The organism is Rhodanobacter sp. UC4438_H5, from assembly GCF_052978405.1.
In genome coordinates this window covers 3,615,435-3,638,238 of the sequence record NZ_CM129672.1, presented here as the reverse complement: position 1 = coordinate 3,638,238, position 22,804 = coordinate 3,615,435, and the positions used below count along the sequence as shown (strand labels likewise).

26 protein-coding genes are annotated in these 22,804 nt (G+C 66.3%); 25 read left to right on the top strand and 1 reads right to left on the bottom strand.

Annotated elements, in window-relative coordinates; all coding sequences use genetic code 11:
* Window positions 1–3 precede the first annotated feature (3 nt).
* From ACVCL9_RS16645 to ACVCL9_RS16565, 17 genes are all read left to right on the top strand, one after another.
* Complete coding sequence (locus ACVCL9_RS16645) at window positions 4–558, top strand: phage protein Gp27 family protein (RefSeq protein ID WP_447097302.1); 555 nt, start codon at window positions 4–6, stop codon at window positions 556–558.
* On the top strand, window positions 558–2,234 hold the full coding sequence (locus ACVCL9_RS16640) for a hypothetical protein (protein ID WP_447097303.1): 1,677 nt from the start codon (window positions 558–560) through the stop codon (window positions 2,232–2,234). Before ACVCL9_RS16645 ends, ACVCL9_RS16640 begins: the two co-directional genes overlap by 1 nt.
* Window positions 2,228–3,829 carry a DUF935 domain-containing protein gene (locus tag ACVCL9_RS16635; RefSeq protein WP_447097304.1) on the top strand — a complete coding sequence of 534 codons (1,602 nt, stop codon included), beginning with the start codon at window positions 2,228–2,230 and terminating at the stop codon, window positions 3,827–3,829. Before ACVCL9_RS16640 ends, ACVCL9_RS16635 begins: the two co-directional genes overlap by 7 nt.
* Window positions 3,826–4,065 (top strand): hypothetical protein, encoded by a 240-nt coding sequence (locus ACVCL9_RS16630; protein ID WP_447097305.1) that lies wholly within the window; start codon window positions 3,826–3,828, stop codon window positions 4,063–4,065. Before ACVCL9_RS16635 ends, ACVCL9_RS16630 begins: the two co-directional genes overlap by 4 nt.
* On the top strand, window positions 4,058–5,314 hold the full coding sequence (locus ACVCL9_RS16625; RefSeq protein ID WP_447097306.1) for a phage head morphogenesis protein: 1,257 nt from the start codon (window positions 4,058–4,060) through the stop codon (window positions 5,312–5,314). Before ACVCL9_RS16630 ends, ACVCL9_RS16625 begins: the two co-directional genes overlap by 8 nt.
* Window positions 5,314–5,793, top strand: coding sequence for a phage virion morphogenesis protein (locus ACVCL9_RS16620; RefSeq protein ID WP_447097307.1), 480 nt, complete (start codon window positions 5,314–5,316; stop codon window positions 5,791–5,793). Before ACVCL9_RS16625 ends, ACVCL9_RS16620 begins: the two co-directional genes overlap by 1 nt.
* 235 nt (window positions 5,794–6,028) lie before the next feature.
* Entirely contained in the window at window positions 6,029–7,132 is a 1,104-nt protein-coding gene (locus ACVCL9_RS16615; protein ID WP_447097308.1) for a phage protease, read from the top strand.
* A gap of 63 nt (window positions 7,133–7,195) precedes the next feature.
* Window positions 7,196–7,600: a hypothetical protein gene (locus ACVCL9_RS16610; protein ID WP_447097309.1), complete on the top strand. Its 405-nt coding sequence runs from the start codon at window positions 7,196–7,198 to the stop codon at window positions 7,598–7,600.
* Window positions 7,601–7,674: 74 nt separating this feature from the next.
* A complete protein-coding gene (locus tag ACVCL9_RS16605) occupies window positions 7,675–8,571 on the top strand; it encodes a Mu-like prophage major head subunit gpT family protein (RefSeq protein WP_447097310.1) in 897 nt (298 codons plus the stop codon).
* Between the two features lie 83 nt (window positions 8,572–8,654).
* Complete coding sequence (locus ACVCL9_RS16600) at window positions 8,655–9,044, top strand: hypothetical protein (RefSeq protein ID WP_447097311.1); 390 nt, start codon at window positions 8,655–8,657, stop codon at window positions 9,042–9,044.
* Window positions 9,045–9,134: 90 nt separating this feature from the next.
* Window positions 9,135–9,365, top strand: coding sequence for a hypothetical protein (locus ACVCL9_RS16595; protein WP_447097312.1), 231 nt, complete (start codon window positions 9,135–9,137; stop codon window positions 9,363–9,365).
* Between the two features lie 3 nt (window positions 9,366–9,368).
* Window positions 9,369–9,878: a gp436 family protein gene (locus ACVCL9_RS16590; protein WP_447097313.1), complete on the top strand. Its 510-nt coding sequence runs from the start codon at window positions 9,369–9,371 to the stop codon at window positions 9,876–9,878.
* Window positions 9,875–10,342, top strand: a complete 468-nt coding sequence (locus tag ACVCL9_RS16585) for a phage tail terminator protein (RefSeq protein WP_447097314.1) — start codon at window positions 9,875–9,877, stop codon at window positions 10,340–10,342. Before ACVCL9_RS16590 ends, ACVCL9_RS16585 begins: the two co-directional genes overlap by 4 nt.
* Window positions 10,343–10,344: 2 nt before the next feature.
* Entirely contained in the window at window positions 10,345–10,509 is a 165-nt protein-coding gene (locus tag ACVCL9_RS16580; RefSeq protein WP_447097315.1) for a DUF7210 family protein, read from the top strand.
* Window positions 10,509–11,264, top strand: a complete 756-nt coding sequence (locus ACVCL9_RS16575) for a phage tail tube protein (protein WP_447097316.1) — start codon at window positions 10,509–10,511, stop codon at window positions 11,262–11,264. Before ACVCL9_RS16580 ends, ACVCL9_RS16575 begins: the two co-directional genes overlap by 1 nt.
* Window positions 11,265–11,318: 54 nt before the next feature.
* Window positions 11,319–11,849 (top strand): DUF6631 family protein, encoded by a 531-nt coding sequence (locus ACVCL9_RS16570; protein WP_447097317.1) that lies wholly within the window; start codon window positions 11,319–11,321, stop codon window positions 11,847–11,849.
* The gene (locus ACVCL9_RS16565; protein WP_447097318.1) at window positions 11,849–11,974 is read left to right on the top strand and encodes a hypothetical protein; all 126 of its coding nucleotides are present in this window, start codon (window positions 11,849–11,851) and stop codon (window positions 11,972–11,974) included. Before ACVCL9_RS16570 ends, ACVCL9_RS16565 begins: the two co-directional genes overlap by 1 nt.
* Here the strand turns inward: ACVCL9_RS16565 and ACVCL9_RS16560 are convergent, their stop codons facing one another.
* Complete coding sequence (locus ACVCL9_RS16560) at window positions 11,975–12,244, bottom strand: hypothetical protein (protein WP_447097319.1); 270 nt, start codon at window positions 12,242–12,244, stop codon at window positions 11,975–11,977.
* Between the two features lie 39 nt (window positions 12,245–12,283).
* Here ACVCL9_RS16560 and ACVCL9_RS16555 point away from each other — a divergent pair, with 39 nt between their 5' ends.
* Genes ACVCL9_RS16555 through ACVCL9_RS16520 form a run of 8 tightly spaced genes read left to right on the top strand, consistent with a single transcriptional unit; the run spans window position 12,284 to window position 22,729 of the window.
* On the top strand, window positions 12,284–15,112 hold the full coding sequence (locus tag ACVCL9_RS16555) for a phage tail length tape measure family protein (protein WP_447097320.1): 2,829 nt from the start codon (window positions 12,284–12,286) through the stop codon (window positions 15,110–15,112).
* On the top strand, window positions 15,112–15,978 hold the full coding sequence (locus ACVCL9_RS16550; protein ID WP_447097321.1) for a hypothetical protein: 867 nt from the start codon (window positions 15,112–15,114) through the stop codon (window positions 15,976–15,978). Before ACVCL9_RS16555 ends, ACVCL9_RS16550 begins: the two co-directional genes overlap by 1 nt.
* Window positions 15,978–16,934, top strand: coding sequence for a hypothetical protein (locus ACVCL9_RS16545; RefSeq protein ID WP_447097322.1), 957 nt, complete (start codon window positions 15,978–15,980; stop codon window positions 16,932–16,934). Before ACVCL9_RS16550 ends, ACVCL9_RS16545 begins: the two co-directional genes overlap by 1 nt.
* A 1-nt stretch (window position 16,935) precedes the next feature.
* The gene (locus ACVCL9_RS16540; protein WP_447097323.1) at window positions 16,936–18,642 is read left to right on the top strand and encodes a hypothetical protein; all 1,707 of its coding nucleotides are present in this window, start codon (window positions 16,936–16,938) and stop codon (window positions 18,640–18,642) included.
* Window positions 18,639–19,430: a phage BR0599 family protein gene (locus tag ACVCL9_RS16535; RefSeq protein ID WP_447097324.1), complete on the top strand. Its 792-nt coding sequence runs from the start codon at window positions 18,639–18,641 to the stop codon at window positions 19,428–19,430. The genes ACVCL9_RS16540 and ACVCL9_RS16535 overlap by 4 nt, the downstream gene beginning before the upstream one ends.
* Before the next feature lie 8 nt (window positions 19,431–19,438).
* Window positions 19,439–19,681, top strand: a complete 243-nt coding sequence (locus ACVCL9_RS16530) for a hypothetical protein (RefSeq protein WP_447097325.1) — start codon at window positions 19,439–19,441, stop codon at window positions 19,679–19,681.
* Window positions 19,681–19,908, top strand: coding sequence for a hypothetical protein (locus ACVCL9_RS16525; protein WP_447097326.1), 228 nt, complete (start codon window positions 19,681–19,683; stop codon window positions 19,906–19,908). Before ACVCL9_RS16530 ends, ACVCL9_RS16525 begins: the two co-directional genes overlap by 1 nt.
* Window positions 19,901–22,729, top strand: coding sequence for a phage tail protein (locus ACVCL9_RS16520; RefSeq protein ID WP_447097327.1), 2,829 nt, complete (start codon window positions 19,901–19,903; stop codon window positions 22,727–22,729). The genes ACVCL9_RS16525 and ACVCL9_RS16520 overlap by 8 nt, the downstream gene beginning before the upstream one ends.
* Window positions 22,730–22,804 lie beyond the last annotated feature (75 nt).

Below are 22,804 nucleotides of genomic sequence, written 5' to 3'. Positions count from 1 at the left end.
GCCATGCCCCGCGCATCGAGCATCAAGCGCCTGCCGGACGAGCAGCGACGGTTTCTGGAAAAGCTGATCCGGGCCGACCGCCATACGCTGGACGAGATCCTCGCGATGGCGCGCGAGCGCTTCCCCGAAGCGACCGTACCCAGTCGCAGCGCCATCGGCCGCTACAGCAAGCAAGTCAGCGAACTGGCTGGCCGCATGCGCGATATCCAGGCGGCCAGCACCGCCCTGGTCACCGAGCTGGGCGAGGATCCGAACGACCGCGCTGGCCAGCTGCTGGTGCAGGCGGTGACCACGCTGGCCACCGACGCCGCGCTCAAGGCGCAGAGCGACGGCGACGATGGCGTGTCGATCAAGCAGATCGGCGAGCTGGCGCGCGGCGCCAAGGCCGTGCTGCAGGCCCGCAAGATGAGCCTGGCCGAGCGGCAGGAGATCGCCCGGCTGGCGCGCGAGCAGCTTCAGGCCGAGCAGGAGAGCAACCTGCAGGAGGTCGCTCGCGCCCAGGGCATGGATGTCGCGCAGGTCGAGTTCTGGCGGAAGAAAGTGCTGGGCATCGGCTGATGGCTGACGGCTCCCTCCGCCCACTGAGCAGCACCCTGCGCAGCGTCGAATGGGACGAGCTGCCCGCCAGCGTGCGCGAGGTGCCGGACGGTTTCAACCCGCTGGCCGCCGGCGTGTTGATGAAGCACCAGTCGGCGTTCCTGGCCATTCATGCGTCGATCAAGGTGGCGTCGAAGGGCCGGCGCACCGGCATCACCTTTGCCGTGGCGCTGGATTGCACGATCAAGGCCGCATCGCGCAAGAGCGCCGGCGGCGACAACATTTATTACATCGGCGACACCAAGGAAAAGGGCCTGGAGTTCGTCGGCTACTGCGCCAAGTTCGCGCGCGTCATCGCGCAGGCGCAGGGCATGGGCGTGTCCAGCATCGAGGAGTTCCTGTTCGAGGACCAGGACGAGGACGGCCACACACGCAACATCACGTCGTATCGCATCCGCTTTGCCAGCGGGTTCCAGATCACGGCGCTATCGTCACGCCCCGCAAACATACGCGGCCTCCAGGGCGTGGTTGTAATCGACGAAGCGGCATTCCATCCCGACGTTCAGGGCGTGCTCGATGCCGCTACGGCGCTGCTGATTTGGGGCGGCGAGATCATCATCATTTCCAGCCACAACGGGCGCAATAACCCATTTAACCAGCTGATCAAGGACATCGAGGAAGGCCGCTACGGCGAGGACGCCAAGGTGTTCACCGTGACATTCGACGATGCGGTGGGCAATGGCATCTACGAACGCGTGTGCATGATGAAGGGCTGGACGCCCAGCGCCGAAGGCAAAGCCAAATGGTACGCCAAGATCCGCAACGGCTACGGCACCCGAAAGGCGGCAATGCGCGAGGAGCTCGATGCGATCCCGCGTGACGGCAATGGCGTATGCATCCCAGGTGTGTGGATCGACCAGGCGATGGTTCCTGGGCGCAAGGTGCTGCGCCTGGCGCTGGACAGCGACTTCACCGAAAAGTCCATGCTCGAACGCGAGTCCTATGTCGAGGATTGGATACAGCGTTACCTGAAGCCCGAGCTGGCCAAGCTGGATCCGACGCTGCGTCATGTGTTCGCGCAGGACTGGGCACGTCACCGCGACTTTTCAATTGCCGGCCCAGTCGCCATTCACCAGGACATGCGCCGCTCGGTGCCGTTCGTGATCGAGATGAACAATGTGCCGGCGCGTCAGCAGGAGCAGATCGTCTGGACGATGATCGACGGTCTTCCGCGCCGCTGTGGCGGTGCGATGGATGCCACTGGATCGGGCGAGACCTTCGCGGAATACACCGGCGACAAATACGGCGCCAGCGTGCACCAGGTCAAGCTCAGCCGGAACTGGTACGGCACCTGGATGCCCAAGCTGATCCAGGCGCACGAAGACGCCACGATCGATTATCCGGCCGATGCGGACCTGGCCAACGACGTGCGCGCAATCGAGGATGTCGACGGCATCCCGTTGATAGTCGCCACACGCCGCAAGGATCTGAAAGACCCTGACCTGCACCGACACGGCGATTTTGCCGTGTTCCTGGTGCTGGCATGGTTTGCCACGCTCAACCTGTCCGCCGAGATCGCGTGGGACGCGCTGCCGCGGCAACCGCGCGGCTTCGACAACGTGCGCGACGAGGACGGCATGCGCATGCGTGCCGACGACAGCGCCGACTTTGCCCTACCGGAATCGAAAGCATGGTGACCTCCACGATCCTTGGCCCGGATGGCCAGCCCATCCGCACGGCGGACCTGGCCGAGCCGCAGACCAGCCGCAGCATGCAGCTACGCAACGAATGGCAGGGCCACCCGAGCCGCGGGCTCACGCCATCGCGCGTGGCCGCCATCCTCGACGGCGCCGAGCAGGGTGACCTGGTCGCGCAGTGCGAGCTGTACGAGGACATGGAGGAAAAGGACGGCCATCTGGCCAGCGAGATGCTCAAGCGCCGCGGCGCCATCCGCCAGCTGGATTGGGACATCGTGCCGCCGTCCAGCCCCTACGCGGCGGAAAAGAAGAACGCCAAGGCGCTGAAGGAACTGCTCGCCGAGATCCCGGACTTCGACGAGATGCTGTTCGATGTGACCGACGCGATCGGCAAGGGCTACGTGTGCCTGGAGATCGAGTGGCACCAGCTCGACGGCTACTGGCTGCCCAAGAGCATCACGCACCGTCCTCAGAGCTGGTTCCACATCTATCGCGGCTACCGCGAGGAGGTGCGCCTGCGCGACGGCACCGCTGACGGCCAGCCGTTGAACCCGTTCGGCTGGATCACGCACACCCACAAGGCCAAGAGCGGTTACCTGGCGCGCAGCGGCATGTTCCGCGTACTGGTGTGGCCGTACCTGTTCAAGAACTACTCCGTCGCGGACCTGGCCGAGTTCCTGGAGATCTACGGCATCCCGCTGCGCGTGGGCAAATACCCGCCCGGCAGCGGCAAGGCGGAAAAGGCCACGCTGCTGCGCGCGCTGGCCGAGCTCGGCCACAACGCCGCCGGCATCATCCCGGACGGCATGACGCTGGAGTTCCACGACCCGGCCACCGGCGACCCCGACTCGTTCATGGCCATGATCGACTGGTGCGAGAAGACCCAGAGCAAGGTGGTTCTGGGCGGCACGCTCACCAGTCAGGCGGACGGCAAGACCAGCACCAACGCGCTGGGCAAGGTCCATGACGACGTGCGCAAGGATCTGCGCGACGGCGACGCCAAGCAGATCGCCGCCACGCTTACCCGCGACCTGATCTACCCGATCGCCGTGCTCAATGGCCTGGCCACCACCATCCGCCGCGCGCCGCGCTTCACCTTCCCGGTGGAGGAAACCGAAGACATCACGGCGTATTCGGAGTCCCTGCCCAAACTGGTCAACATCGGTTTCAAGATCCCGCGCCAGTGGGCGCAGGAACGCCTGGGCATCCCGGAGCCCGAAGCCGACGACGCGGATCTGCTGGTGGCGGATAAGCCGCCGGCGCCTGCTGCAACGCCCGCGCCGGCCGACGCGGCGGCCGAGGTGCCGCCGGGTACCGCGGCCGCCAGCGCGCAGATCCCCGTCGAGCCACAGGATCCGCCCGCGCGCATGGTCGACCAGTTGGACAAGGCGGTGGCGCCCGCGCTGGGCGACTGGCTGGCTCAGGTCCGCGCGTTGGCCGGCCGCGTCGATTCGCTCGATGCGCTGCGCGAGGGCATCCTGCAACTGGTGCCGGACATGAGCCTGGACCAGTACGCCGAAGCAATGGCGCAGGGCTTGGCCGCGGCGGCGCTGGCCGGCCGCTATGAGATTCTCCAAGAGGCGGGTGCGCTATGACGCAAGCAGGTTTCAAGGATCTGTGGTCGACGATCGCCCTGGGCGTCCTGGTCGGCCTGGTGCTGGTCGGTAAGCTCACCGGCGAGGAGTTCGTGAACGCGTTTACCTGGCTGGTATCGGTCTACCTGCTCGGCCAGGCGGCTGGCGTCATCGCGCAGGGCTGGATGGCGCAGTCCGTCGGCAAGGCGGTAGCCGTGCAGATCGCTGCGAAACCCCAGGGAGCGCCTGGTGGCTGACCGGGTCGCCTACGGCTCCCTGCCGTTCAAGGAGCAGATCGCGTTTTTCCGCGCCAAGCGGAACGTGCTCACCGAAGCATGGACGGATCTGTGGCTGGCCGAACACGACCACGCGTTCATGGTGGCCGGGGCCAACCGCATCGACCTGCTGGTCGACCTGCGCGCGGCGGTCGATCGCGCGATCGCGGACGGCACCGGGCTGGAGGCGTTCCGCAGCGACTTCGACCGGATCGTGGCGAAGTACGGCTGGGCTTACAACGGCGGGCGCAACTGGCGCACGCGCGTGATCTACGAGACCAACCTGCGCACCAGCTACGCGGCGGGGCGCTATTCGCAGCTGCAGGCGCTGAAGACGGTGCGGCCGTTCTGGCGCTACCGCCACAGCGATGCCGTGCAACACCCGCGGCCGATGCACCTGGCGTGGAATGGCCTGGTGCTCGATGCGGACCACCCGTGGTGGAACACGCACTTCCCGCCGAACGGCTGGGGCTGCCAGTGCACGGTCGAGGCGTTGAACGAGCGCGACCTGAAGCGGCTGGGCAAGAACGGGCCGGACACCGCCCCGCCGGTGGACATGCAGCAGGTGCTGGTGGGCAAGAACGGGCCGCATCCGCGCCAGGTGGAAACGCCGGCCGGCGTGGATCCGGGCTTTGGCTACGCGCCGGGCAAGAGCGCGTTCGAGCGTGGCGCCACGCCGCCGGTGAACCCGCTGGCCAGGCTCGCCCAGGACACGCTGCGCAAGGCCGGCCAGCTGCCGGCGCTGGCCGGCGCCGAGGCACTGGCGCAGCTGCTGGCCAACCCCCGCATCGTGCGCACGCTTAGCAGCACCTTCAGCGCGCTGCAGCTCCTGGTGCTCGGCGCGGGCTTGCTGGCGACGACCGAGGCGCCACCCGACGACGCCGCGGTGGGCGCGCTGGCGCCCGACCTGGTCCGTGCGCTGGCCGGCGCCGGCATCACGCCAGCCGCCGCCCCGATCATCGGCACGCCCGAAGCCATTGGCGCCTCGCAGTCCGCCGACGTGCCACAACTGCTGGCCGCGCCGCATGCGGTGCTGCTCGACGTGCGTGGTGGCCAGCTCCTGTACGTGGACACGCCCGCTGCCGATGGCAACGTGCATGTCGCCTGGGTGACAGCGGCCACTGGCGCGCAAACCGCCAACGTCTACGACGGCGACGACACGGTCGAGGTGTCGACCCTGCAGCAGCACCTGGACGCCGGCGAGTTCGTGCTGTTGCAGGGGGCGCTGTAATGGCTGGCGCACGCATCGAGGTCCAGGTCGACACGTCCGGCGCGGCCGCAGGGCTGGATGCCGTCGCGGCGCAGCTCAGCCCGGCCGGGCAGAAGCTGCTGTTGTCGGATATCGGCGAATACATGCTGCGCTCCACCCGCGACCGCGGCGTGGACCAGGTCGACCCCGGCGGCCACCGCTGGCGTGCACTAGAACCCTCCTATGCGCGCTGGAAGGCCAAGAAGCGCCCGGGCGTGCCCATCCTCAAGTTCGACCACCACATGCTCGGCGACCAGTTGAGCTGGCAGCTCGACGGCGAGGCGGCCGTGCTGGTCGGCACCAGTGCCATCTACGGCGCCATCCACCAGTTCGGCGCGCGCAACGGCGAGCACGGGATCCCGGCGCGCCCCTGGCTCGGCGTGAGCGCCGCCGACGAGGAGAAGATCGTGGCGCTGACGCGCGATCATCTGCTCGCCCATCTCCAGGAGGGCAAGCCCTAACGCGCGCCTGTGCGCGCCTCGCGGCCCCGCGGGGGCGGCACTGGTACGCCTTGGAGGGGCCTCGGCGTTTTTAAACGGGTTTTAAATGCCTTCAAACGCCATCGGGGCGGCTTGCCGGCACCGTGCCGGGCGGCGTAGGCTGCTGAACACGCGCAATCCGGGTGTTTTCCTCCTCGGCTGATTCAGCGAAGCGCTTCGGTCCACCCGCCCAGGGTGGCATCACGAAACTGGGCGCATGCCCCGTCGTACATCCCTCGCCATTGCCCTTGCCGCCTGCGCGTTTGCGCTGGGCCACGGCACCGACACCACCATTGACGTGCAGCTGACGCCGGCAGGCGACTTCCTGCCCAGCGACGGGCGCGAGCTGAAGGTGCCGCACTGGCACATCGACCAGGCGGTGGCCAGCCGCGTGATCGCGCGGTTCAACAACCGCAAGAACCCGGCTGTCGTCGACTACGAGCACCAGACGCTCCACAAGGAGCAGAACGGGCAGCCCGCCCCGGCCGCGGCGTGGATCACCGCGCTGTCGTGGCGCGAGGGCCAGGGCCTGTTCGCCACCGTCGAGCTCACGGCCCGCGCCCGCCAGGCGATCAACGACGGCGAGTACAAGTTCGTCAGTCCCGTTTTCAGCTACGACAGCCGCACCGGCGACGTGCTGGATGTCCAGATGGCCGCGCTCACCAATTACGCGGGCATCGATGGCATGGAGCCGCTCGCGCTCCGCGCTGCCGCCACGTTCGGCATCAACCCAGAGGAACCACCCATGAACAAGCTCTTGCTGGCGGTGTGCGCCGCGCTCGCCCTTTCCGCTGAAAGCACCACCGAAGACGCGGCCGCGGCCGCGCTCACCGCCCACTTCAAGGCGGACCCGCTGGCGGACATCCGCAAGGCGATCGGTGCCGGCGCCGACGACAAGCCCGAGGCCCTGGTGGCCGCGTGCACCGCGCTCAAGACCAAGGCGGACGCCAGCTCGGCGGATCCGGACCCGGCCAAGTTCGTGCCGGTCAGCGTGCTGGAGTCCGTCAAGGGCGACCTTGCCGCGTTGACCGCCAAGGTCCAGGGCGCCGACGTGGACGTTCTGGTCAAGGCTGGCCTGGCCGATGGCCGCCTGTTGAAGGCCCAGGAAGACTGGGCCCGCAAGCTGGGTGCGTCCGACATCGCCCAGCTCACCGCCTACCTGGACAGCGCTGCGCCCATCGCCGCGCTCAACAACAGCCAGACCAAGGGCAAGCAGCCGATCGTCGACGAGGCCAACGGCCTGAACGCCGAGCAGCTGGCGGTGTGCAGCGCCACCGGCATCGACCCCAAGGACTTCGCGGCCGCCGCCAAGGCCGCCTGACCCCACCCCGACGCGCGGCCGCAGCCGCCTGAGTCCCGAACTCCAGTCCTTGAGGAACCCGCAATGACCGCTACCACCACCGAACGCAACACCCAGCGCCGCGACGGCGTGCTGTTCAGCTTCCCGGCGGCCGCCAGCAAGTGCCTGGCCGGCACCATCGCGGTGCTCAACACCGCCGGCAACGCCGAGATGGCCACCACGGCCACCGGCAAGACCTGCGTCGGCGTGTTCGACGAGACCGTCGACAACACCGGCGGCAGCGCCGGCGGCGTGCAGGTGCAGGTGCGCCGCGGCGTGTTCCCGTTCGCCAACTCGGCCAGCACCGACGCGATCGCCAACACCGACATCGGCGCCACCTGCTACCTGGTGGACAACCAGACGGTGGCCAAGACCGACGGCTCCAGCGCCCGCTCGAAAGCCGGCGTGGTGCGCTTCGTCGACTCCTACGGGGTCTGGGTCGAGTTCTGACCTGCTGACCCGACACCTTCCGTAGCCGAGCCGTGGAACCGGCTGGCCCAGGCTAAACCCAAGAGGCTTTATTCATGATCATCAACGCAGGCAATTTGAAGACCCTGTTCATCGCCTTCAAGGCAGCCTTCGCGGCCGGCGTGGGCACGGCGGAAACGGCATACAAGCGCATCGCCACCATCGTGCCGTCCACCACGGGCAGCGAAGAGTACGGCTGGCTGGGCAATTTCCCCGGCATGCGCGAGTGGCTCGGAGAGCGCGTCGTCAATGGCGTGAAGACGCACGGCTACACCATCAAAAACAAGCCGTTCGAGCTGACCGTGTCTGTGCCGAAACCGGCGATCCAGGACGATCAGTACGGCGTGTTCACGCCCATGATGCAGGAGATGGGCCGCGCCGCCGAGGCGCACCCCGACGAGCTGACCTTTGGTCTGCTCAAGGCAGGTATCTCCTCGCTGTGCTACGACGGCCAGTATTTCTTCGACACCGATCATCCGGTGACCGGTGCGAACGGCGTCGTTGCCAGTCAGTCCAACTACGACAGCTCCGGCGGCGGCAGCACCTGGTACCTGCTGGATACCAGCCGCGCGTTGAAGCCGCTGATCTTCCAGAACCGCCAGGCGCTCAATTTTGTGAGCAAGACGGCCGAGACCGATGACAATGTGTTCGACCGCGCCGAATACGTCTACGGCGTCGATTGCCGTCGCAACGTCGGCTTCGGCTTCTGGCAGATGGCGTACGCCTCGAACCAGCCGCTGACGGAAGAGAACATCACCGCGGCTTACACCGCGATGACGGAGCGCACCGGCGACAACGGCAAGCCGCTGGGCCTCAAGCCGAACCTGCTGGTGGTGCGCCCGGGCGCCAAGTTCGCCGCGGCCAAGATCGTCAGCGCCACCACCCTGGCCAACGGCGCCGAGAACGTGATGAAGGGCGTCGTCGACGTCCTCGACACGGCTTGGATCATCTGACCGAACAACCCGCAGCCGTGAAGTGAAAGCGAACGGGCGGCGGCATCCGCCGCCCGCTTCGTCACACCGAGCCAGGAGCCCCCATGTCCGTCATCACCGTCAAATCGAAAACCGAGAGCTTCCGTCGCGCCGGCATCGAGTTCAGTCGCGCCGGCGTGGAAGTGGACAGCAACGACCTGACGCCGGCGCAGGCGCTGGCGATCTTCAGCGAGCCTCTGCTGATCTTCTTGGAAGACGGCAAAAAGCTCCCCAGGCCCAACGCCGAGCAAATCGAGGATCTGCGCGCCGCCGTCGCGCGAGACGCTGCCGAGAAGCAGGCCCCGGCTGATGCCGCGAAGGCTGCCGAGAAGCAGGCCGCGGCTGATGCCGCGAAGGCTGCCGAGAAGCAGGCCGCGGCTGATGCCGCGAAGGCAGGCGACAAGCAGGCCAGCAGCGACAAGAAAACCGTCGCCGGCAAGAAGGCCGGCAAGTAATTCCGGGAGCGCGCGTTGGCGTTCGATTCGCACGCCGAAGAAATCGGTGGCCAGGAGAGCCTGGCCACCGACCAACCAAGGAAATCCGCCATGAGCGTCCGTGCAAAGTTTCGTCTCGATACCGTCTCCACCCATAGCTGGAACACCAGCGCCCGCACGTTGAAGTTCTCGGCGCAGTACGACACCGCCATTCCGGAGGATCAGCGCTTCCAGGAAGCCACTCCGAGTGGCACGTTCGAAATGCTGTGCACGAATCCGGCGGCGAACGCGCAGTTCGAGATTGGCAAGTCGTACTACTTCGACATCACCCCGGCCGACTGACGCATGTACATCACGCCCGCCCAACTTGCCGAACGACCTGGTGCCCGCGAGCTGGCCCAGGTGGCGACGCGCGAGCGTGATGCGATCGTGGCTGATGACCTGATGGACGCCACGCTGCGCAATGCCGACCGCAGCACCTGGTCATCCGACCAGGTAGCGATTGCCGACGACGCCCTGGCGCGCATCAACGAAGCGATCACCGGCGCCGCCGGCGTGATCGACGGCTTCCTGGCGCGCCGCTACCCGCTGCCGCTGGCCACCGTGTCGCCGGTCGTGGTCGAGTGGTCGCGCTCGATCACCCGCTACCTGCTGCACAAGGACCGCATCAGCAACGACAAGGACGATCCGATCCTGCGCGACTACCGCGACGCGATGAAAATGTTGCAGCTCACCGCGGACGGCAAGTTCAGCCTGGGCGCCGACGATCCCGTGCTCGCCGACACCGAGGATGCGGACGTGCAGTTCACCGGCGATGGCCGCGTGTTCCGCCGCGACGCGGGGCGCTACCCATGAGCTTCGCGCCGTTCGACGTGCAGCCGGTTGCCGACCGCATCAAGGCCGGTGTGGCCGGGCTTCGCCTAGTGGGCCTGGCGGCGGATTACGCGGCGGTGAAGAGCCTGCGCGACTTCACCCCGCCAAGCGTGTTCGTGGTGCTGGCGCAGGAGAACTTCGACGGCGCCAAGACCGGCAACGGCCAGCGCGGTGAACAGGTGCGCACCACGCAGCGCGGCACGGTGGCGGTGGGTGTCGTGATCGTGGGGCGCAACTACCGCGAGCAGGGCGGCGCCCAACTCAGCGACGCCATGAACGCGCTCATCGGGTCCGTGCGCGGCGTGCTGGCCGGTTGGGTGCCCGACGTACCCGGTGCCCGCCCCTTCGAGATGCAACGCGGCGACTTGCTGCGGTACGACGACGCCACCGCGCTTTGGTGCGACGTGTGGAAAACCCAAACCTTCATCGGCGCAGAGGCGCAATGATCATGAAAGTCAAGCTGCTGAAAGACCATACCCATGCGGGCAAGCCGCACAAGGCCGGCGACGAGATCGACGTGGCCGATCACGACGCCACTTGGTTGGCCGATCAGAAAGTGATCGCGCCGTTGTCGTCCACCAAGCGCGGCGCCGCCGCCGAGGAGAAAGCGTAATGGACATGCAGGATTTCTCGTTCCAGGGCAAGATCTGGCTCGGCAGCCGCGGCACCGATGGCAAGCCGCTCGCGCTGGAATGGGTGGGCGACGCCCCCACGCTGCAGCTCAAGTTCTCGACCGACAAGAGCGACCGCACCGAGAGCTTCAGCGGCAACCGCGTGCAGTCGGCCCAGCTGAAGAAGGGCAAGAAGGTCGAACTCTCCATGACGCTGAACTATTTCGGCGCCAAGCAGCTCGCATTGGGCCTTTACGGCACGGTCAACCAGGTAACCAGCGGCACGGCGACCGCCGAGGCGTTCCCAGATGACCTGGTTGTCGGCAACACCATCGCGCTGGCGCATGGCAATGTCAGTTCGGTGGTGATCACGGACAGCGCCGTCGGTCCGGCTACCCTGACCCCGGACACCGACTATGCGATCGAATCCGCGCATGGTGGCCTGATCACGCTCAAGGCGCTCGGCGCCTATACCCAGCCGTTCAAGGCCGCCTACAGCTATGCCGGTGGCACCGACGTGACGATGTTCACGGGCGACATCCCCGAGCGCTACCTGTTCCTCGACGGCATCAACACCGTCGACAACTCGCGCGCGATCGTGCGGCTGTGGCGTTGCGCGTTCGACCCGATCTCGCAGCTGGACCTGATCAGCGACGACTTCGGCCAGCTGCAGCTCGGCGGCTCGGTGCTGTTCGACACGATCAACGCGGCGGACAGCGCCCTGGGCGGCTTCGGCAAGATCGAACTGCCGGGCTGACGTCATTGACTCGCCGCGCCATGCCGGCGCGACGAGTCCACGCAAGGACTATTCATGGCCCGCAAAGTCACCACCAAGAAACCCGTCAAGCGGCCCGATACGGGCCGCGATGATCTTTCGATCTCGCATCCCGATCGTGACATCGCGATCGCCGGCCGCGCCATCACAGTGCACGAATACGACCACCCAAGGGGCCTTCAGGTCCGTGCGCAAACCCGGCCGTTCCTGCTTGCGCTGGAGAAGCTCTTTCAGGACTCGGAAGGTCTGACCGACGACGTGCTGGCGGTGGTCGGCGAATACCGCGAGATCATGAATCCGGTGATCGCGCTGAGCGCGCAGGTCGAACTGGCGTGGGTGGAGGCGCTGGGCGACGCGGACAGCGATGCACTGCTGGTCACCTGGTGGGAAGTCTGCGGCCCTTTTTTTTTGCGGCAGTTGCTGCGCCGGGCGAGGGAGCGCATGCGACGTCAGGAGCTGTTCGCTGGGCAGACGTCTACGTCGAACTCACCGATGCCGGTTTCGGCACCCCCGAGCAGCTCGGCCGATACACCGAGCGCCAGCTCCGCCTCTTCCACGGCCGCCTGATGCATCTGCGCGACAAGCAACAGGCCAACCTGATCGAAGCCGTGGCCAATGGCTACGGTGGCTGCCAGAGCAAGGACGCACTCCAAAAGATGGGGGCGCTGGTGGAGGCCCTGCGAAAGGACTGATCAGCCGCGCCTGTCCGTCGCCAGGGCGATGATCAGGCACACGATGCCGCAGATGGCGAGAAACGCACCAATCAACGGCCAGGATCCGGACACGAACATGAACCCGCCCACCAACAGCAACAGCACCGACAGCACCTTCGTCGCGCCGTGCTGCCCGTTGGCGCGGCCCAGCATGGTGGTCATGCCGTCGCGCGGCCGTCCGCAGTGCGGGCAAGCCGGCGCCACATCGGAGATCTTGGCGGCGCAGTCGGGGCAGGTAACCAGTGCCATGTCGAGTCCCCTTCATGATGGGTCGGCGGGAGCATAACAGTGGCCGACCGCAACCTGGAAATCGCGCTCCGCATCAAAGCCGATCTGGAGTCGGCCCGCAAGCAATTGGATGACCTGACCAAATCCGTCAAGGCAACGGGCGACACCTCGAAGACCAGCGCGGATCTGCTGGGTGCCGCAGGCAAGCGCATCGGCGAGATGCAGGCAGAGGCGGCGAGCCTCAACAAACAGCTCGGCCAAACGCAGACGGTCATGGACGCTACCAGCACCAGCGCCAGAGGTCTGGGGCGTGAAGTGGTCAGTCTGGGCCGCAACCTCGCGAGTGGTGACATCAGCGGCGCCGCGGGCAACGTGGCGACGCTCGGTACCAACAGCCGGGCGACCCTGGGCGACATTTCGGCCTTGCGCCTGGGCATAGGGTTGACGGTAGTGACGTTGGCCGCCCTTGCCGCAGTGGCCGTCAAGGGTTACCTGGAAGCGCAGACGCTGGACCGTGCGCTGATCGCCACCGGCAATTACGCCGGCACCACCGGCACCCAGATGCGCAACCTGGCGATCGAGGTGGGCGCGACAACCGGCAGCTACGGAAACGCACGCACCGCGATCCTGTTGTTCGCTCAGTCCGGCCGTGTGACCGCGGAGAGCATGACCGACGCGACACGCGCGGCCGTGGCCATGTCGGCGCTCACCGGTCAGAGCATCGACAAGTCCGTCGCCTCGATCCTGCGCCTGCAAGGCAGCCCGGCGCAGGCAGTGAAGGCGCTGGATGACCAGTTCCACTTCCTCACCACCACCACGTACCTGCAGATCCAGGCGTTGCAGGATCACGGTCGCGAAGCCGATGCCGATGCGCTCACCATGCGCACGCTGGCCGATACACTGGAGCAACGCCAGCAGCGTGACGCCGCCAACCTGGGCATCATCCAGCAGGCCTATAAAGATCTGCACAGCGAGATTTCGCACGGCATCGCGCTGATCAAGCAATGGGGCAGCGCGGATCTCGGGCAGCAGATCGACCAGTTGTACCTGAAGATCGGTGCGGCGCAGGACCTGGCCGACAATCCGCTCACGGGAAACATTCCCGGCGTCAAGCGCCTCGCCCAGCAGCGCATCGACAGCCTGTACGCTCAGGTTTCCGCGCTCCGCGAACTGCAGTTCCAGGAACAGAAAACGGCCGAGGCGCAAGGCGCCGATAAACAGACCGACGCAGCAGGCAAAGCCGGCGCGGATGTGCTGCATGCGGCCGTTCTGCAGTACCGCAGTGCGGCGCAAAAATACGCCGACCGCGTGAAAGAGCTGAAGGATGCCGCAGCAGCGGCCATCAGGGCCGCGCCGAACGATGCGGACAAGATCAACGCAGACCTGGCCAAGGCATTGGCCGGCGCGCAGGCGCAGTTCGAGCGCACCCAACCCAAGGCCGTGGCGGCCAAGGACACCACCAACGCGCTCGCAGCCGCCCAGCAACAGCTGCAAAACCAGATTCTGTCCCTCGGCAACACGGCGCTGGGACCGGTCACGGGCATCTGGGATCAGTACACCAAGGCGATGCTGGCCGCGACGGCTGCTGGCGGCAAGGCGATCGCCGCTGGTGGCGATGTTACGGCGGTGCAGGCGCAGGTCAGCCAGGTGCAGACGTTGGCGGCTCAGGCGCGCGATCGCGCCCTGGCGGATCAGTCGCGCGGCCTCAACATCGCCTACCTCCAGGCCACCGGCCAGCAGGGCGAGGCGGCGCGGTTGCAGATCGAGGCGCAGTACGGCGAGCTGCTGGCGGATCTGCAGCGCCGTGGCGACGAGGCCGGCGTGCGCCTGGTCAAATCGCTGATCAACGTGGGCGAGGCGCGCGCGCAACTGCAGCAGCTGCAGCAACAGGTGGACCAGGTGCTGGCCGGCGCCAGCCGGCAGGAGCAGAGCATCCAGGCCGAGCAACAGGCCGGCCTGATCAGCGAGTATTCCGCGCGCAAGCAGATCCTCGATCTGCACCAGGCCACCGCCGCCCAACTCGATCAGCTCATCCCCAAGATGCGCGAACTGGTGGCCGCCACCGGCGACCCGCGCGCGGTCGAGCAGCTGAAGAACCTGGAGGCCGAGCTGGGCCGCCTCAAGCTGCAGACGAACGACCTGAAAACGGCGTTTGAAAGCGGTTTGACCAGCGGTCTGGAACAGGCTCTGGAAGGCCTGTCAACCCGCACCATGACGGTGGGCGAAGCGTTCAAGACGCTGGCCCGCACGGTGATTCAAAGCCTGGCGCAGGTCGCCGCGCGCGCATTGGCCGCCAAGGCGATCGACGCGTTGGGCAACCTGTTCGGCGGCGGCGGCGACAAGAACAAGGACATCGGCCAGGGTGCCACCAAATTGGCGGTGGCCGGCGGCGTCGTCGGCGGTGCGGCCGCGCTGCTCGGCAGCAATGCCGACAAGCTGCAGGCAGCCGCCACCACGCTGCTCATCGCCAACAGTATTGGCAGCGTCGGCGGCTTCGCGGAGGGCGGTTACACCGGCCACGGCGGCAAGTATCAGGTCGCCGGCGTGGTCCACCGCGGCGAAGGCGTGCTGAACCAACGCGAGATCGCCGCGCTCGGCGGTCCATCCGGCTTCTACGCCCTGCGTCATGCCATCGCCTACGGCTACGCCGACGGCGGCTACGTCAACCCGCTCAACGATGCGCCGCGCCTGCCGGCACCCATCGCACGCACGCGCCTGCCCACCACCGCCGCCAACGATTCGCGGCCCGGCACCCAGGTCGCGCTGCGCAACGTCAACGTCATCGACCCCGCCCTGGTCCGCGACTACCTGGACAGCGGCGATGGAGAAACCAGCGTCATGAACATCATCTCGCGCAACGAAACCAAGATCCGGCAGATCGCACGCTGATGGCCTACGAAATCGGATTCGTCGACAACACCGGCAGCGAGGGCCTCGCCCACTGGCAGATGCTGCTCAAGATCAAGACCTTCGCCGAGGCCAACGGTTGGACCACGCTGCGCTATCTCAATCCTACCGATGGCAGCAATCGCGAGCTAATCATGAAGGGCGTGGGGCTGAGCGGCACCGAGGAAATTTTCATCGGGTTCCGCAGCTATCACGATGTCATCCTCGATTACTACAACCTCTCGGTGGCGGGTTTCACCGGCTATGTCGCCGGCAACGCCTTCACGGCGCAGCCGGGCTATGCCGAATCCGGCATTCCGGCCACCAGCACCCGCATCGACTACTGGCTGGCGGTGAACGGCCAGCGCGTCGCGATGGCGTTGAAGGTCGGCAACCCGGTCTATGAAAGCGCCTACGTGGGCAAATGCCTGCCTTATGCCACGCCCTCGCAATTCCCTTACCCGCTGGTGGTGGCCGGCATGCTGGCGGGCTTGCCACCCATCCGCTTCTCCGATGTCAATCACGCCATCCCGTACCGTGGCGCGCGCGCCAATTGCCTGCTGCGCTTCCTAGACGGCAGCTGGCAGCAACCCGAATGCGCGCCGTGGAACAGCCCGATGTTCAACGGCAACGGCAGCGACGGCGTGAACACGCGCATCTGGGTGACCGATACCACCTATCAGTTGTTGCCCGTCGTATTCAACAGCGCACTGGGTGACCTCGGCGAGCTCGACGGCATCTATCAGATCACCGGCTACGGCCCCAACGCCACCGAAAATACCCTGGTGATCGACGGCGTGACATACATCGTGATCCAGGACGTCTGGCGCAGCGGATTCGACGCCTACTACGCAATGAGGCTCAACTGATGGCGCACGTCAGCGGCACTGCCAATACGGTCACGGATCTGCTCGCCGCATTGCGCGGCGCCTGCACTGCCAACGGCTGGACATTGAGCGGCAATGTGCTCTCCAAGAGCGGCGTCTATGTCGATGCGAAGATCGTCGACGGCGCGCCGCTGGCCGGCGGCACCAATTTCCTGTCCATTCTGGGTGGCACCGGCATCGATGGCAGCAACAACCTCACCGGCGCTGGTCCCGCCGCCTGCTATGTGGGGCCGGTGGGCAGCACGCCGTTGCTGACGTCACCGATCAACTACGACATCCACATCCATACCTCGCCTGACGAGGTCTACATGGTGGCGAGCTACTCGGTGGAGTACTACGCCTGGCTGGCTTTCGGCAAAAGCCCCGCGCCGGGGGTGCCGGGCACCGGCGTGTGGTACGGCGCCACTTCCTCGAACCAGCCGCGGTTGAATGGCAATTGCAACATCTGGATCGAGCCCACCGGCGTGACCCAGCTTGGCGGTGCGGTGGACCGCCCTACCAGCGCCGCATTGTTCTGGGGACAGGCGGCGACGGCAGTGGCTTTGTACAACTCGTTCATCCATCACGGGTGGGATGCCGGCTGGTCCGGCACCAATGACAACAGCGTGAACTCGTCGGCCGGGTCCCGCGCCAATGCCAGCGGGCAATTGCAGCCGCGCATGGGTCGCCAGCCAAACACATGGAACGGCGAATCCGTGCTGATGCCGATCCAGCCCAGCGTGGCGCGCGGGTCGGGTTGGCGCTCGATCGCCGGCAGCCTGGCGCACGCGCGCTATATCCGCATCGACAACTATGCCCCGGGCGACATCATCACCTTGGGCACGGATCGCTGGCGGATCTACCCGTGGTTCCGCAAGTTCGCCGGCGCGCGCGATGGTGGCAATAACGTCACGCATTCCGGCACGCTCGGCTGGGCCGTGCGTTACGACGGGCCATGACATGAGCGTGCTGGCCGGCAACCTCATGAGGTCGGCGCTCGGCGCGCTCGTCACGCCGGCGCTCACCAAGGCGATGCATGGATACGGCGTCGATTACTGGCCGCCGCACGCGATCGACGGCGCACAGCGTTTCGGCAATACCCTGATCAACCAGCTCCCGGTGACCGCTTCGGCACGCGTGCTTGGCGGTGGCATGCCGCCGAGCTATCTGGCGGACTTCTATTTCCGGGTGCACGTGATCCCCAGCCGCTTGGACCTGGGCAACCTCATTACCGCACAGACGCGCGAGCTGGAGGTCTGGAATGCGTGGCCGGATCGATCGCTGACGCTGACGGATCTGCTCACGCTCCGCCTCGATGGCATCACGCTCACGGGCGAGGGCGCGCTGCCGCTGAATTTCGCGTCGTTGCAGCAACGCACTTGGTCGGTTGCCATCGACACGTCCGGGCCACCGATCATCGACGCCACCTTGCGTTGGCTTTTCGCTGGTCATGATCCGGTCGAAGCCATCATCACCGGCAACCGCCTCACCGCCTGGATGATCGCGCCGGACTGGGCCAACAATCTCACCGAGACACTCAGCTGGCTCACCGACGTACAGGATGCGGCCGACGGCAGCCAGCTGCGCCAGCCATGCCGCGAGGCGCCGCGCCGCGAATGGGAGTTTGGCGTGATCGCCGAAGGCGTCGAGCGCCAGATCATGGAGAACGCACTGTACGACTGGAGCTCGCGCACCTGGGCTCTGCCTGTGTGGGTCGACATGACTTGGCTGACCGCGCCGATCGCCGCCGGCGCCAGCGTGATCGCGTTCGACACCACCGGCCTGGACTATGTCGAGGGCGGCCTCGTCGCGTTCTACCGCTCGGCATCGAGCTTCGAGCTCGCCGAAATCCTCACCCTCACCACCGCATCCATCACACTCAAGCAGCCGCTGGCCAACGGCTGGGGCAAGGGCGACCGCATTGTGCCGGTGCGCACGGCCACGCTCACCGATTTCCCCACGCTCAACCGCAAGCATGACGAACGCGTCGACGCGCAGGTGCGCTTCATGGCCGCCGAGGATTGCGCCTGGCCAGCCGTCGCGCCGGCCGCCATGTATCTCGGCATCCCGGTGCTGGAAACCCGCACCGATGAACCGCAGGACCTGGCCGCCGCCTATCGCCGGCAGATCGTCACGATCGACAACGATCTGGGTGCGCCCACCCTCGACGACATCAGCGGCCAGACATGGATCAGCCAGCCGTTTTATTGGCTGGTGCAGGGCCGCGCGGCGCGGGCCGCGTTGCGCAGTCTGCTCTACTGGTTCAACGGCCGCGGCAATGTCGCCTGGGTGCCCAGCTGGAACGCGGACATCACGCTGGCCGCACCGATGACGGCCTCGGCCACGTCGATGGTCGTGGTGGCATCGGGCATCACGCGCTTCGCCTTCGGCAAACCCGGCCGCACGCACATCCGCATCGAACTCAAGACCGGCACGGTGTATTACCGCCGACTCACCAACGCCGTCGAGGTCGACGCGCAAACCGAGCAACTCGCCATCGACACCGCGATCGGCGCGCCGATCGCGCCGGCGCAGGTGCGGCAGATCAACTGGATGATGCTGGCCGGCCTCAGCAGCGACCGCGTGGAGATCGGCCACGTACACGACAGCACGGGCACGGCCACGGCCGGCACTACTTTCGTCGGCGTGCCGAAGGAGGAGCCGTGAGCTTCATCAGCCGCTGGATCGAGTTCTACGAGTTCGCTCGCGGCGTGCAGCACTGGCGCTACGTCACCGAGAACAAGGCGTTGGTATACCTCGGCCAGCCCTACACCTACGCCAACATCAAGCGCAGCGGCCTGGCCGAAAGCGGCGACCTCACCCGTAACGTGCTCGACCTGTCCGTACCCGTGGATCTGCCACTGCTGGATCTCTACCGCGGCACCGCGCCGATGCAGGACGTGGAGATGATCCTGCGACGCCAACGCAAGAGCGATGGCGTCATCGAAACACGCTGGGTCGGCGTGATCGGCAGTGTCGAGTGGTCGACCACAAAGGCGATCATCCACGGCCTGCCGCCGATGGCCAGCCTCAAGGGCCTCGGGCTCAAGCGCAACTGGCAGAAAGGTTGTCCGTTGACCACTTATGGCGCTGGGTTGGGCGAGTGCAACGTGGATCGCGAGACCATGCGGGTGAACGCCACCATCATCTCCGTTGTCGGATTGACGGTCACGGCCGCGGCATGGGCCGACAAGCCGGATGGCTGGTTCGACGGCGGCTGGATCGAGTGGAGCGTCGACGGCGTCATCGAACGTCGGCCCATCGTCTCGCATGTTGGCACTGTGCTGACTCTGCTGCGTCCGGCACAACTCGGCGTCGGCACCGTGGTGGCCACCTACCCCGGCGACGATCACACGCTCACCACATGCGACCAGAAATTCAACAACGCGATCAACTACGGCGGCGATCCGTTTATCCCCGACAAGAACCCGATGGGCAGCGACCCCATCTATTAGGAGCCGACATGGACCCGATTACCTGGGTATACCTGATCGTCATGGTCATCTCGCTGATCCTCGCGATCGCGCTGGCCCCCAAACCGAAGAATGCCAAGCCGCCGGCACTGACCGACTTCGACGTGCCTACGGTCGAGGACGGCCGCGAAGTCGTGGACTTCGGCGGCACGGTCTGGATTGATGACCCCAACATCACCTGGTACGGCGATCTGAAGGTCTACCCGCCCATCCAGGTATCGAGCGGCAAGTAATGAGCGAGATCCGTATCACCATGCAGCATGTGCGCGCGGCCAAGCTGGGTGGCACCGGCGTGCTATGCGCCCCGAGCATCCGTGCCTGGTGCGATCGCCACCATGTGGATCTGCGCCAACTGGCCGAGGAGGGCCTGCCGATCAGCCAGGCCGAGGCCATCGACGACGCCTACGCCCAACGCGTGGTGGCGATCGCACGCGCGGAAGCGGAGGCCAACAATGGGTAAGGGCGGCAAGGTCACCATCGGCTATTGGTACCAGATGGGCATCCTGTTCGGGCTCAGCACCGGCCCGATCGATGCCCTGCGCAAAATCACCGGCGGCGGCCGCCTGGCATGGTCCGGCAACGCCACCACCAGCGGCCCGATCACGATCAACGCGCCCGAGCTCTATGGCGGCGAAAAGAAGGAGGGCGGCATCCAGGGCACCGCCGACCTGATGATGGGTGAGGCCGACCAGATGCCCAACGCCTACCTGGTCAGCCAGCTCGGCACGCCCATGCCGGCCTTCCGCGGCAAGGTGATGTTGGTGTACCGCGGCATCGTCGGTGCGCTGAACCCATACATCAAACCCTGGGGCTTCCAGGTGCAGCGCTGGACCGCCGGTTGGCGCACGCCCGTCTGGGAGCCGGGCCTGTGCCAGATCGATCAGGGCATGAACGGGGCGCATTTCATCTACCGTGCCATCACGGACCCGACTACCGGTCTGGGCCGCAACCCGGACCAGGCGCTGGACCTGGTGCGCATGAAAGCCGCGGCGCAGACGCTCCATGACGAAGGTCTCGGCCTATGCCTCAAGTGGTCACGCAGCGACGTGACCGGCAACTTCATTCGCACGGTGTGCGATCACGTGGGCGGCGACTTCGTCGACGACCCCACCACCGGCAAGCAATATCTGAAGCTCTACCGCGGCGACTACGACATCAACACGGTGCCATTGGTCGACGAATCCAACATCGTGGATCTGGTCAGCTACGAGCAGAGCGCGTTGGCCGGCTCGGTGAACCAGATCGTCGTGACCTATCACGACAGCGAGACCAACAAGGATGCGGCCACGCCCGCCATCAACAATCTGGCCAATATCCAGGCGCAGGGCCGGGTGGTCAGCCAATCCGTGCGTTACGACGGCGTCTGGAATGCAGAGCTGGCCCTGCGGCTTGGCATGCGCGACCTGCATGCCAGCAGCAGCCTGCCGGCGCGCATGAAGCTCAAAGTGTTTTCCTCGCTCGACGTGCGTAAGGGCGACGTGTTGGCGTTCAGCTGGTCGCGCCTGAACCTCTCGCGCATGCCGATCCGCGTGCTCGATATCGACCGCGGCACACCCACCATCAACACCATCACGCTCAGCTGCGCGCAAGACGTCTATGCGCTGCCCACCACCACCTATCTGGTCGCGCAGCCGCCGCTGTGGACGGCGCCTAACCTTGCGCCCCAGCCGATCACCATACAGCGCCTGGTCGAAGCCAATTATCGCGACCTGGCCGCCAACCTGCGCGCCGCCGATCTGGCTGCCGTCACGGCGCTGGCCGGCTACGTCGGTTCATTGGCTGCGCGCCCCGCCGGCGTGCCGATCAACTACGCGCTGACCACACGCATCGGCACCACCGGCGCCTTCACCGAAGTCGCCGCCGGTGACTTCGCGCCTACCGGCCTGCTGGCTGCAGCCGTGCCTGTCGGCGCCGTGCCGGTCGCCATCACGCTCACCAGCCCCAAGGATCTGGACCTGGTAGCCATCGGCAGCGAGGCGCTGATCGATGACGAGCTCTTCCGCGTCGAAGCGATCGACGCCGCCGCCGGCACCGCCACGCTCGCCCGCGGCTGCGTCGACACCGTTCCAGCCGAACATGCGCTGGGCGCGCGAGTGTGGTGCACCGACCACTTCACCGCGGCTGACCGTACCGAATACACCACTGGCGAAACCATCGAGGCCAAGCTGCTTACCAACGCCGGCAACGGCAAGCTCGATCCGGCCCTGGCCACCACGGCCAGCATCCTGCTCAACAAGCGTCAGATCCGCCCGTACCCGCCCGGCAACCTCAAGATCAATGGCGTGGCGTACCCCGCCAGCGTGCCCAGCGCGTTGGTGCTGACCTGGTCGCACCGCGACCGCGGCCTGCAGGCCGATCAGCTGATCGACACGACCGCCGCCAATGTCGGCCCGGAAATGGGGACGACGTACACCGTGCGCACCTATCTCGACGGCGTGCTCAAGTCCACTACCGCCGGCATCACCGGCACCACGCATACGCCGGCGAACCCCGGCAGTGGCATCGTGCGCATCGAGGTCGAGGCCGTGCGCGATGGCTATACCTGCTGGCAACCGCTGACGGCGACGTTCTCTTTCGGCGCCCCACAGATCACCAGCACCTTCGTGACCTTCGTCGCCGGCACCGCATCCGGCTACCAGCTCACCGAACAGTTCGGCACCGCGCCATTTACCTACAGCTCCGGGGCGCTGCCTGCTGGCGTCACGATGGATGCGGCCGGCCTGATCAGCTATGACGGCACCGGCGGCGAGATTGCCACATCGTCAGTGAGCTTCACGGTCACCGACGCCAACGGCAGCGCGTCGACGGTCAACCTCCCGATCACGGTGAGCGGCGCGCGCCGATACTGGCGCATCTACATCACCGCGAGCGATGGCAGCCCTGATGGATCGAGCATCGCCGAACTGCAACTGCGTGCGGTTTCTGGCGGAAGCACCTTGTGCGTGGGTGGGGTCGCCGCCGCCAACGCCACGTACTCGGGTACCTATATTGCGTCGAAGGCCTTCGACGCGAATGCATCCACGTTCTGGGCGAGCAGCGCCGTGCTTGGCGGCCCCTGGATACTCGCCTATCAGCTTCCCACCACGTCGCAAGTGGCCGAGGTCTCGATTCAGGTGCGTCCCGACGGCCCAACCGTTTATGGACAAGGCCCGAAGGATTTCCGAATTCAATCGAGCGCCGATAGCACCACCGGCCTCGACGGCACATGGGTCAATGAATGGGCGGTGAGCAATCAAACGGGATGGACAAATGGTATGACCCGCATCTTCACCCGGCCCTAAGCGGAGCGCCGGGCTGCGTCAACAGCCCGGCCTTTCCCCACGAGTGAGCGTGGATCAAGCGCGGCCCCTTCCGTG